This window comes from Desulfogranum japonicum DSM 18378 (genome assembly GCF_000429945.1).
In the GTDB taxonomy this organism is placed as follows: Bacteria; Desulfobacterota; Desulfobulbia; order Desulfobulbales; family Desulfobulbaceae; genus Desulfogranum; species Desulfogranum japonicum.
Genome location: NZ_AUCV01000036.1, coordinates 25562 through 37697 on the forward strand (window position 1 = coordinate 25562; position 12136 = coordinate 37697).

The window sequence follows — 12136 nt, forward strand, 5'->3', positions numbered from 1 at the left end:
TTGCGAGGTAAATCACATGATAATGAAAGACTTCAGTGCAACATGTTAAGGACAGCCACTAACTACTCATGGGGAAGACGGTTACGTTTAGAACTCCCCAGTATTTGTAACTGATTACAGGGTGCCTGAGGTTTGCACAAGCAGGCCGGCGCAGCGTATTAAGCCATACGTAAGCCAGGCTGATCGCGTAAATATCAGGTCCACTGTGAGCAGTTACCTCATTTAAGGGTAGCACATGAATGTCATGCTTACCAGAATGGAAACAGGCGGGACGTATTTATCTTTGCAGCACAATAAAAAAAAACGGGGCAGTGTACGTCTGCCCCGTTTGAGGGTCTCGCTGACAAGGGGGAATCAGCGATATGGGAGTGTGTATGAGACAGTGCCTGTATCAGGCACTTTTTTCCCGGCGATATGACTCTGCCAGGAGAGAAACAAAATGGACAACGTCCTCATTTTTGCCATATCGATTGGCATTGTCAAACAGCTGCATCATGCAGGCCGGACACCCTACGGAAACGGTGTCAGCCCCGGTTGCCGTAACATCCTCAGCTTTTTTCCTGCCTATTGCCGAAGAGGTATCATAGTGCGAGAGTACATAGGAACCACCGCTGCCACAGCAGGTATCAGGAGCCTTCATCTCCTTCAGGGTTATACCTGGAATGGATTTGATAATCTCGCGAGGCTCGGCAGAAACCTTCATGGATTTCTTCAAATGGCAGGAGTCGTGATAGGTTACAACCTTGTCCAACTTACCCTTAGGTTCTCTGAGCGTAATCACCTTGGTCAGAAAGGTGGAGATGTCATAGGTCCTTGTTGCCCAGTGAGCCGCTTTTGTGGCATACACAGGATCATTTGCCAGGATTTCGGTGTAATCATGCTGCCAGGCACCACCACATGATCCACAGGCAGTGATAAGATAATCACAACCCGTCTTTTCAAAGGCATCAATGTTTTTCTTGGCAAGGGCACGTACGGTTTCCACATCACCATGGACCAATACAGGAACACCGCAACAGTTCTGCTCCTTGGGAATGTGCACATCAATACTGTTGGCGGTCAGCACTTCAATTACATCCATTCCAGCATCGGGATAAATGTAGTTCAGAGAGTCACCGGTAAAAAAAGCCACCTTCATTTTGGGAGCTGCCGCACGAACGACTTCCGGCACTCGTTCACGTAAAGTTTTGACATTGAGGCTTGGCATCTTACGTTCGCCATCCATTCCTATGCCTGCTCCAAATTTTGCAAAAGGAGACCGGGGTGTAATGGATGCACCACCATCCTCTCCTTTAAACGCCAGGGGCTGCATGGCAGCGCCAATACGCATACCGGCATCAAAAAGTTTGGGATGTTTCAGGGTGGAGAAGATCATCTTCTTCAACCAGGGGAGCCCATTTTTTCTCACCAGGGCAGCTCGAAAAGCAAGCATGATACGATCAAAATTTACCTTGGTCGGACATGCTGTCATACAGGATTTACAGACCAGGCAATTAAACATCATCTGATAAACCTGGGGATCATCCAGCTCCAGTTTGCCATCAAGGACAGCCTGTGCCACGGCGATTTTCGAACGGGTAACAGACGTCTCGACCTTTTCCGCACCATACACAGGACACACGGCCATACAGTTGCCGCATTTCATGCATTTATCGAGTTCTTCGCGAACTATCGCCAACTCGTCATGGTAGGTTTTACCGGTTGTATCACCGGCGCTTGTGGTAGCCATGATTACACCTCCTGCATGGGAACCATTTTGCCGGGGTTGAGAACATTCTCAGGATCCAGAGACAACTTGATGTTGCGCATCAGGTTCGTACCGCTTTTGCCCAGCTCATCTTCCAGATATTTCATTTTGGCGATACCGATGCCATGCTCACCGGAAAGGGTGCCGCCATAGTTCAGGGCAGCCTTGAAAATCTCATCTACGGCCTTGTGTACACGGCTGATTTCGTCCTCATCATACTTGTCGCAGAGAATGGTGGGATGCAGATTGCCATCTCCGGCATGGCCGAAAGTTCCGAGGGTAAGATCATATTTTTTGCCAATCTCTTCACAGGCAACCAGCATGTCAGTGATGTGGCTTCTCGGTACAGTGGCGTCTTCAAGAACAACGGTATTGTTCAAAGAAGCAAGGGCGGGCAGTGCGTTTCGGCGTGCTGTCCACAGCTGGTCGCGCTCCTGATCGGTGTTTGCCGCCTGCAGGTCACCATTGTTCTCGGTAACGACCTTCATGACAGCCTCAGCCTCGTTCACCACCACATCCTCGGAATTACCATCCACTTCGATCAGCAGCAGAGCCTTGGCATCAGTCGGCAAACCGATTTTAGCAAAATCTTCAACGGTTTTGATGGTCATCTGGTCCATGATTTCCAGGGTCGCAGGGATAACCTGTGCGGCGATGATTCCTGCAACTGCGTTTCCAGCATCGGCAATGGTTTTAAAAATTCCCATCATGGTACGACGGTATTTAGGGGCGGGAATCAATTTTGCAGTCAGTTCGGTAATGATACCAAGGGTTCCTTCGGAACCGACAAAAAGATTGGAGAAATCATAGGCCGTTACATTCTTAACGGTCTTGCCGCCAAAACGAACTTTATCGCCATTGGCCAGCACGACTTCCATACCCATAATATAGTTTTTGGTTACGCCGTATTTCAGGCCACGAAGCCCACCGGAATTCTCAGCAGCAGAACCACCCATGGTTGCAGTGGCAACCGTACCAGGATCAGGAGGATAGATAAGACCATGCTCAGCCACTGCGCTGTTCAGCGCATTAATGACCACTCCGGGTTGAACTCTTGCGGTAAGATTTGCAGCATCTATTTCCAGAATCTGGTTCATTTTCTGAAAAGAGAGCACAATGCCTTTTTTAAGAGGGATGGTTCCACCGCTCAGGTTGGTACCTGCGCCGCGGGGATATATGGAAATTTTATTTTCCCTTGCAAGGTTAACAATCTGCTGAACCATTTCACTGCTGGTTGGAAGCACAACCACGTCCGGTGTCTGGTTTGGCATATCTGCAGTTGCATCGTAGCTATAGGCCACCATATCAGCCTTGCTGGTTAAAACATTTTCTTTTCCGGCCAAGGCCTCAAGTTGCTCAATAATCTTCTGGTCAAGCATTAGATACTCCTATGGGGCATGTTCTTTCCACTTTGCGATGTTGTGCAGATTGCCTCTCCGCTTCCTGCCCAACTGTCTCGGTCATCTTGTCATACCAATTACTACTTAGAAAAAAGTATGTCAAATAAAAAAGAGCGGAAAAAAACAGATTTTCCCTATTTTAGGCTATTTCTGACAGAACAGGGCAATGGGGATTAAAAGAGAAGTAAAGAAAAAAACAGAGAGGGCTTGAGAATGATTCCCAAAAACAACAACATATGTTTAGCGGGAAGCGCATGAGAACCGCAACACGCTACGAACATCAGCCTGTTGCAGTTCTCATACGCCTAAAAAAGAAGTACTTCAGGAAAGGGGAAAACGTCTACTTGGGCAATTCAGCAACATAGGCTGCGCTTCGCTGCTCTGCAAAAGTCAGGTGCTTCATCATCTCATCGCGGGCGACTTCTGGATCTTTGGCACGTATTGCAGCAACAATTTTGGAGTGATGGCGAAAAAGAAGCTGGTGGTCGTCTCCTGTAAGATATACAGCACGCCAGACTCCACGCTGAAACTCTTTCATGGCATCAAACAGGCTTTGCATGAGATGGAGCCAGATAATATTATGGGTCGCCTGCGCTATCAGAATGTGCAGATTGGCATCAAGATCCTCAAGAGGCTTCCCTTCCTGCAGGTTCTCCTCCATTTTTCTGATAATATCTTCCATGCGCCTGACATCATCAGGCAAAGCTCGCTGGGCGGCATAATAGGCTGTCCAGGTCTCCATACACTTGCGTACCTCAACCACTTCGAGGGCACGATCTTTCTGATCACGGATAAGTTCGCTTAAAGAGTTACCATGTTCTGAATCAACCAGCGACTGAACCACCGTCCCCCCACCCTGATAGGACATTACCAATCCTGCGGAGGATAAAATATTCAAGGCCTCACGAACAGAAGGCCTTGAAACACCAAACATTTCAGCAAGCTCTCTTTCAGGGGGCAATTTATCGCCAGGGGTGAAATCACCGTTGAGAATCGATTCCCGAATTTGCTCAGCAATCTGGGTCGATACTTTTTTAGGTTTTATAGGTTTGAATCTCATTGGCTCTGTTACACGCGTTATATGTGACTGTTGAATCTCTACTTTTACCTCAAGGAAGGGGTAAATGCAACCAAATGTCATTGTGCAGCAAAGGCTTCTCTGCCTGTCATCTCTCCTGGCAGCAAGATCCAACCTACCATTTTCAGAATAGCTGACATAAAAAGAGCCTCCCAGGGAAACTCCTCGGGAGGCTCTTGGTAAAGGTATCCGGCACGATCTCAGGTAGACTTACAGACCTCTTCCTTTGTCATCACGCTTACTACCTCAAGCAACACGCTGTAACTCAATACACTCCTGGATACAGCACATAGATAAACACACAGCCTATTGCACCGGCAATCAAACCGTAAACCAGTAACGGCAACGAGTTACGGCGAATCAGCATACCCTCCATACCGGCAAGGCCAACGGTAGCTGAAGCTGCAACGATGTTATGGATACACACCATGTTCCCCATGGCTCCACCAACAGCCTGCAGAGCAACAACAATCTGATGAGAAATACTCAGGTTGGTTGCAGTTGCATACTGAAACTCTGCAAACAGCAGGTCAGATACGGTATTGGAACCGGTAATAAAAGAACCGAGCGCACCAACAAAAGATGCAAACATCGGCCAGGTATGACCAGCAAGGGCACCAGCTGTTTCAGCCATGGACAGAGGCATTGAAGGCATATTGATGCCGTTGTGTGCAGACTGTTTAAAGATTTCAACCATGGCAACCGCGAAGAACAGAGCAATGGCAGGATTTTTCATACGGATGATGGAATCTTTCCATGCCTCCTTAACCTTAGCAGGCTTCATGCCATGAATGAAGATAGTAAGAATAGCAACCAGCATGAAAGGAATGGTTCCCGGCAGATAGAGCGGCTTCATGGAGAAGTTGACAGATTCATAGCCAAGAATATGCGGGATGGTGAATTTAATGTCGTTGAGCATAGCTTTCAAAGGCAGGAAATTCACCCTGGTCAGTACCAGGATAAGCCCGATAAGGATATATGGAGTCCATGCACGGAACTGACTCATATGCGCTTTGAACTCAGCTTTTTCATCAGTGGCGATCTCGCCGGTCCAGTCTTCCTCCCAGGTGGATTGTGGACCAAAGTCCCAGGTGGTCTTGGGAAGGAGAAAGCCTTTCTTCGCTGCTGCAATCACCAGCGCAGTACCGACAAGGCCACCGATCAGGCTTGGGAACTCCTCACCGATAAGAAATGCCACTGCAGTATAGGGAATAGCAAAACAGGTAGAAGCAAAAAGAGAGAACTTCCATGCGCCAAGCCCTTCGGTCCAGGATTTGTTCTGACCGAAGAAACGGGTCAACATCATGTTCACGAACAGAGGCAACAGGAAGATCATGGGCAGGTGCAACAAAGTGGACCACTGTCCCACAGCTTTTAGAAATTCGGCAAAGGTGGTGATATCACCAGCCTGTCCGGCTGCAATGGCAGCTTCAACAGGTGTTTTCAGGTTTTTCAACCCAAACCAGACCGGTGTACCAACAGCACCAAAGGTTACCGGGAAGGAGTTGAGGATTAAGCAGACCATTGCAGCTGCAAGCGCTGGAAAGCCCAGACTGAGGAGCAATGGTGCGGCAATGGCTGCAGGGGTACCGAATCCTGCAGCACCCTCGAGGAATGCGGCAAACACGGTAGCAATGATGATAACCTGCACACGACGGTCACGGCTGATGCCGTAGAAGCCGTGATTAATGGTTTCCATACCACCACTGTCACGCAGGGTATGCAGAATCAAAATTGCGCCAAAAACAATGATTAACACGTTAACGGCTCCACCAAACCCACTCAGGGTGGAAGCCGCGACAAAACCAATGTCCATTTTCCAAACATACACGCCTGCAACGGCTGTAACCAACCAGGCCAAAGGCATTGCACGCGTAGCTGGCCAACGTAAACCGACCATAAGCACCAACGCCAGCATAATTGGCAACAGCGCAACCGCAGCTAATAGTTCAAGAGGCATCTTGTAATCTCCTTCCTCCATGAGGATGTCTGCTTATCTACAACTGCGAACCCGCTGTTGTAGCGGCAAGAACTTTGTTTTTAAACAGCCATCACCTCGGCACAACGCCGACAGTAAAGCGATCAGGCTGCCCTGCAGCGTTCTCACGTTGCATCACACCTGCTCCTGACACAGGCACAAACAACGTCTGCAGAACCACTTACGACTCACTCATTGTGACAAACTGTTTGTTACGACACACCAGGTACAATCTTTAGTCCTTCTAGAAGCAACTCAGTAAACCAATTTGATCAAATTGGTAATACCAGTTATTATACTCTCAGCAACTTGTCAATGTTTTTTTACATAAACCCGCAAAAAGCATGTTGACAAGCAGCGATAGAATAAAATATGGTTACATTGAATTTGGCTTTACAAATTCATTTACAGTTGTATTACTATGTACCATCTCGTTAACTGGCAGCGCTGCAGACTGACAACTTTCTGCCTGCCATTCAATACAGGTGGCAAGGAGGGTCAATGTACGATCAATTTCGAACCAAGGCTGAAGGGGTCAGCGCTGAAGTTCACCGATTTCAAACACAGACAGAGGCAATGGATTTCATCCTGGAATTCATGAAACAGGAAAACGTATCAGACACACCAAACCAGTATGCGGTCTGGGCTCAATGTCCTTTTCTGGAACAGGCTGACAAAGGGAAAGTGTCTGATGTCAACGGATTATATTTTGACATCAACCGGGAACGTGCCAATCAGGCCCGTGTTGGTATCAGCCAGGTCGACTGGGCCCTGGCAGACACGGGTACCCTGGTTCAGGATGCCTCAGCTATAGACAAAAGGTTGGTTTCCACCCTGCCTTCAATCCATATCGCCCTGCTGCCTTCTTCGGCAGTGCTTCCTGACATGGCCTCATGGCTGTCCTGCGTCAATCCCAAGAATACCGGTTACATCTCCATGATTACAGGTCCCAGCCGAACAGCTGATATCGAAAGAGTATTGACTATTGGTGTTCATGGTCCTGAGCGACTTGTTATCGTATGTGTTGATGAGCTTGGAGGAGATAACTGATGCAGCAGGAATTCAAACAATCCATAGACAAGGCAATTCACAACAAAAACCTGACTGGAGCTTTGGGAAAATTCTCCGAGGCATACAAGGTTAACAGAGCCAAAGCCTATGAAGGAATAGACTTTGAAGCATTGCGCAGCACCATTGCCGAGCGCAAGGGATATGCGGCAGCTCATGTTGATGAGCTGTGTGCAACCTTTAAGAAAAACGCAGAAGCTAATGGAGCCAAGGTTTTTCAGACCAAAGATCCCGCTGCAGTAAGAGACTACATTCTCCAGGTTGCCAAAGAAAATAACGTTAAAACCGTGGTCAAGTCCAAATCCATGGCCACAGAGGAGATCCACCTCAATCCTTTCCTGGAAAAAGAAGGAATTGACGTTGGAGAAACAGACCTGGGCGAATGGATCATCCAGCTGGCAGGCCAGACACCTTCACATATGGTTATGCCGGCCATTCATCTCACCAAGGAAGAAGTCTCTGATCTGTTCAGTAAAGAAATAGACGAGCGGCTGACTTCAGATATTCCACGACTGGTCAAAGTAGCCAGAGAGCAGCTGCGTGAAAAATTTCTCCAGGCAGACATGGGCATTTCCGGAGCCAACATTGCCGTTGCAGAAACAGGCTCCATAGTCATTGTGACCAATGAAGGAAACGCCAGACTGGTTACTTCTCTGCCCAAGATTCATATCGCTGTTGTAGGTATCGAAAAGCTGGTTGAAAGCTTTTCAGATATTGTTCCCATTCTCAGAGCACTGCCAAGAAGCGCCACTGCCCAGCTGTTGACCAGTTATGTCACCATGATCAGCGGGCAGACACCCAATGAAGAGGGCAGCATGAAAAACCTGCACATTGTCCTGATGGATAACCGACGCACAGAGATGGCAAGCGATCCGGTCTTCAAAGAGGCGATGCAATGTATTCGTTGTGCATCCTGCCTCAATGTGTGCCCGATTTTCCGTCTGGTGGGTGGTCACGTATTCGGCAAGGTGTATACCGGCGGTATCGGCACCATCCTGACAGCCTGGTATGACGAGATGAAAAGCTCTGAAGATATCCAGGGCCTATGCATCCAGTGCGGTGCCTGCAAAGACGTCTGCCCAGGAAAAATCGACATTCCAGGCCTGATCATGGAAATCCGCCGCAGACTGGTTAAGGAACAAGGCATTCCCATGCTGCAGAAATCCATCTTTGCGGTGGTGAATAACCGGCGTCTCTTCCACAGCATGCTCAGAGCCGCTTCCGTTGCAGGCAAACCTTTTACCAAAGGAAAATTCATCCGTCATCTGCCCCTTTTCCTTGCAGATCTGACCGATGGCAGAAGCCTGCCAGCCATTGCACCAAAACCTTTCAGGGATGTATTTCAAAAGATCAAACAACCCAGCCTGCCGGAAAAAGCTGTTTTCTATGCCGGCTGCCTGATTGATTTTGCCTATCCGGAAATGGGTACCGCCATTGTTGAGATCCTCAATAAAGCGGGCATCGAGGTGGTTTTCCCTGAAAAACAGACCTGCTGTGGAGCTCCTGCAAGATATAACGGCGCCTATGAAGTTGCTGCTAAAAATGCAGAGGACAACATCGAGGCATTGCTTGAACAAAGCGATGCAACCTATGTCATCTCTGCCTGTCCGACCTGCACAGTGGCCCTGGATCATGAGTTTATCCAGACCTTTGAGTCCATAGGCAAGACAGAAAATGTGCCACGGGCCAAGGAACTTGCCGCAAAAACCATCGACTTTTCAACCCTGGTGAAGAAGCTGGTGGATGAAGGACGGCTCACACTGAAAGAGGGGCAGCAACTCGGTAAAATTACCTACCATGATTCCTGTCATTTGAAACGTACCCTCAAGGCAGATCAGCCGCCACGTGAGCTGCTGACCAAAGCCGGGTATGAAATGGAGGAGATGTTTGAGTGTGATACCTGCTGTGGTATGGGAGGATCCTATTCTCTCAAACTTCCGGAAATTTCCGGCTCAATCCTCACCCGTAAATTGACAAACATCAAAAATACCGGTGCACCTCTTGTTGCCATGGACTGTCCGGGCTGTGTTATGCAGATCCGTGGAGGCATGGATCAGGACGGCAGCGATATAGCTGTTTGTCATACAGCGGAACTCATTGCCAAACGACTCAAGGATGATTAATGAGGTAAGCGGTATATAACTTGAAGCGTACAGAACAGTTCCCATCCCCCACCCCCCCCTTGGGAGCTGTTTTGTACCTTCTTTCTCATAACACCGAAATCATGAATCAGAAGACACTCTGCCTCCATCCAAACTATTGGCATGTTCGAGGCTAAACAGCATGTTCATCAACACCATGACACATATTCACCCCGAGTGATAATGAAGTTCTCATGAAGTGCAGCCCTGCCTCCACAATGAAACCGAGCAAACCCTATTTCAACACTTCATGAGCAGTGTGGAGCTGTCACCCGAATACTGCATATCGGATGGTGGAGACTTCAGTATGCCAATGCCTGTCTGTAGCCAGACTGTTCGAGCAGATACTATATATCGTTCATACATATTTACTTATTAACCCATTATTACATCGTATTACGTTGGTCCCATGTCTAAAAATCTTTATATCACGGCTACTGAAGAACGAAGCGGAAAATCGGTAATTGTCCTGGGGGTTATGCAAATGATCCTCAAGGAAATAGGACATATCGCCTTTTTCCGTCCAATCATCAACGACACCGAGGTCGGCGAGGTCGATCCCGACCTTTACCTGATTCTGAAATACTTCAACCTTGATGTCTCTTACGAGACAGCCCACGCCTACACCCTCAGCGAAGCCAGGCAGCTCATCACTTCCGGCCAGGAAGAGATCCTCTTTGAAAACATTCTTAAAAAATACAAACAGCTGGAGAGCAGCTACGATTTCGTTCTCTGCGAGGGTACGGATTTCCGTGGCAAAGACGCGGGATTTGAGTTCGATCTGAACGCTGATATTGCAGCAAACCTGGGTGCCCCTATTCTGCTGGTATCCTCAGGGAGAGACAAAAACACCGATGAGGTCTGCACCAATGTGACCCTGACCCTGGATGCACTGGAAGAAAAGGGAGTGGATATTACAGCTTGCGTGATAAACCGCGCACCTGAGAATTTTGAAAGCGACATGCAAAGCAGTAAAGAATGTCGCGAACAGATGACACGTCCTTTCCCGATGTATGCCATCCCTGAAAACAAGACCCTGAACAACCCGACCATGGATGACGTGCGGCGCTATCTGGAAGCAGAGGTGCTTATCGGCGAACTGGGAGCCTTGAACCAGGTAGACAACTATGTGGTCGCAGCCATGCAGATCAGCAATTTCCTTGATTATATCAAAGAAGGGAGCCTTGTTATCACCCCTGGCGACCGTTCGGATATCATCATTTCAAGTCTTGCCAGCCGGGTTTCATCAGCTTTCCCCAACATTTCAGGTATATTGATCACCGGTGGCCTGAAAGTCAGCGAAAATGTGCAGCTACTTATTCAGGGTTGGACCGGTATTCCCCTTCCTGTACTCACTGTTCCAACGCACACCTATGACACTGTCCAGAAAGTTAATGAAATGTACGGTCGTCTGGAGCCAACCGATTCCAAACGCATAGCGACAGCCCTTGGCTGGTTCTCCAACCACGTGGATGTCCCTGAGCTGACAAAACGGGTAGTGGCTCAGAAATCCATGAAAATGACCCCCCGAATGTTTGAATTCTCCCTGATCGAAAAAGCGGCCAGAAAAAAACAGCATATCGTACTTCCAGAAGGAACAGGGGAACGTATTCTCTCTGCAACTGATATTATTCTGCGCCGTGGAATTGCCGAGATCACCCTGCTGGGAAAAGAGGAAGATATTCTGGCCAAGGCGACCAAGCTCGGACTCAATATTGATGCTGCCAACATCATTGATCCTGGTGTATCAAGCTATTATGACGAGTTTGTGGAAACCTATTTCGAACTCCGCAAACAACGCGGTATTGTCATGGACGTGGCCCGTGACCGCATGTGCGACCCCACATATTTCGGCACCATGATGGTACACAAGGGCATGGCTGACGGCATGGTTTCCGGTTCCATCACCACCACTGCGGCAACCATCCGTCCCGCTTTTGAGTTTGTGAAAACAAAACCTGGGGTATCCGTTGTTTCCTCCATCTTCATCATGTGTCTCCAGTCTAAAGTACTGGCCTTCGGAGATTGCGCCGTTGTACCTAACCCAAATGCCCAGCAACTGGCGGAGATTGCCCTCAGCTCTGCAGAAACCGCGCAAATCTACAACATCGAACCGCGCATTGCCATGCTCAGTTATTCCACAGGCAAATCCGGATCCGGCCAGGATGTTGAAAAGGTTGTGGAGGCCACAGCCATAGCCAAACAGCTGATGCAGGAAAGAGGACTCGATTTTCCCATTGAAGGCCCCCTGCAATATGATGCTGCTTTTGATAAAGAGGTTGCCAGCTTTAAAATGCCAGGTTCAGAAGTGGCAGGCAATGCTACCGTTTTCATCTTCCCGGATCTCAACACAGGCAATAACACCTACAAAGCCGTACAGAGGGCTGCGCGGGCCGTGGCCATGGGTCCGGTTCTCCAGGGCCTGAATAAACCGGTTAATGATTTGTCCAGAGGATGTACGGTTCAGGATATCGTTGACACCGTTGCCCTGACAGCAATACAGGCCCAGAATGCAAAAGGCCTGAAGTAGTTTCCAGAGTATTACAACAGGACGGGTTGACGACAATCCGTCCTGTTTCCCCTTCCCTTCTCCCTCATACCACCTGCTACTGCCAGCCATCTCCTGCCCGGCAGACTTCAGACAGGCAGGCTGATACCAGATTGGCTTGACTTCCCGGGAAACCGTGTGTAAAAATACGCGGCATGAAAACCTGCTAACCCCAT

7 protein-coding genes are annotated in these 12136 nt (G+C 48.6%); 3 read left to right on the forward strand and 4 right to left on the reverse strand.

All coding sequences use genetic code 11. The features are described from left to right. Positions 1-391 precede the first annotated feature (391 nt). From G493_RS0116165 to G493_RS0116185, 4 genes are all read right to left on the reverse strand, one after another. Complete coding sequence (locus tag G493_RS0116165; RefSeq protein ID WP_051309382.1) at positions 392-1729, reverse strand: (Fe-S)-binding protein; 1338 nt, start codon at positions 1727-1729, stop codon at positions 392-394. A gap of 2 nt (positions 1730-1731) precedes the next feature. After that, positions 1732-3126 (reverse strand): FAD-binding oxidoreductase, encoded by a 1395-nt coding sequence (locus G493_RS0116170; protein ID WP_028581233.1) that lies wholly within the window; start codon positions 3124-3126, stop codon positions 1732-1734. 361 nt (positions 3127-3487) lie between these two features. Beyond that, positions 3488-4207 (reverse strand): FadR/GntR family transcriptional regulator, encoded by a 720-nt coding sequence (locus tag G493_RS0116175; RefSeq protein ID WP_028581234.1) that lies wholly within the window; start codon positions 4205-4207, stop codon positions 3488-3490. 283 nt (positions 4208-4490) lie between these two features. After that, positions 4491-6185 (reverse strand): L-lactate permease, encoded by a 1695-nt coding sequence (locus G493_RS0116185; RefSeq protein WP_028581235.1) that lies wholly within the window; start codon positions 6183-6185, stop codon positions 4491-4493. Positions 6186-6704: 519 nt separating this feature from the next. Here G493_RS0116185 and G493_RS0116190 point away from each other — a divergent pair. The 3 genes from G493_RS0116190 (at position 6705) to pta (ending at position 11942) form a co-directional block, all read left to right on the forward strand. After that, the gene (locus G493_RS0116190; RefSeq protein ID WP_028581236.1) at positions 6705-7253 is read left to right on the forward strand and encodes a LutC/YkgG family protein; all 549 of its coding nucleotides are present in this window, start codon (positions 6705-6707) and stop codon (positions 7251-7253) included. Beyond that, positions 7253-9394 (forward strand): L-lactate dehydrogenase (quinone) large subunit LdhH, encoded by a 2142-nt coding sequence (gene ldhH, locus G493_RS0116195; RefSeq protein ID WP_028581237.1) that lies wholly within the window; start codon positions 7253-7255, stop codon positions 9392-9394. The genes G493_RS0116190 and ldhH overlap by 1 nt, the downstream gene beginning before the upstream one ends. A 427-nt stretch (positions 9395-9821) precedes the next feature. Then, positions 9822-11942, forward strand: coding sequence for a phosphate acetyltransferase (gene pta / locus G493_RS0116200; protein WP_028581238.1), 2121 nt, complete (start codon positions 9822-9824; stop codon positions 11940-11942). Positions 11943-12136: the final 194 nt, after the last annotated feature.

Coding starts and splice junctions, on each gene's coding strand:
- G493_RS0116185 (WP_028581235.1), bottom strand. CDS start 6,185: ATGCCTCTTGAACTATTAGCTGCGGTTGCGCTGTTGCCAATTATGCTG.
- ldhH (WP_028581237.1), top strand. CDS start 7,253: ATGCAGCAGGAATTCAAACAATCCATAGACAAGGCAATTCACAACAAA.
- G493_RS0116170 (WP_028581233.1), bottom strand. CDS start 3,126: ATGCTTGACCAGAAGATTATTGAGCAACTTGAGGCCTTGGCCGGAAAA.
- G493_RS0116190 (WP_028581236.1), top strand. CDS start 6,705: ATGTACGATCAATTTCGAACCAAGGCTGAAGGGGTCAGCGCTGAAGTT.
- pta (WP_028581238.1), top strand. CDS start 9,822: ATGTCTAAAAATCTTTATATCACGGCTACTGAAGAACGAAGCGGAAAA.
- G493_RS0116175 (WP_028581234.1), bottom strand. CDS start 4,207: ATGAGATTCAAACCTATAAAACCTAAAAAAGTATCGACCCAGATTGCT.
- G493_RS0116165 (WP_051309382.1), bottom strand. CDS start 1,729: ATGGCTACCACAAGCGCCGGTGATACAACCGGTAAAACCTACCATGAC.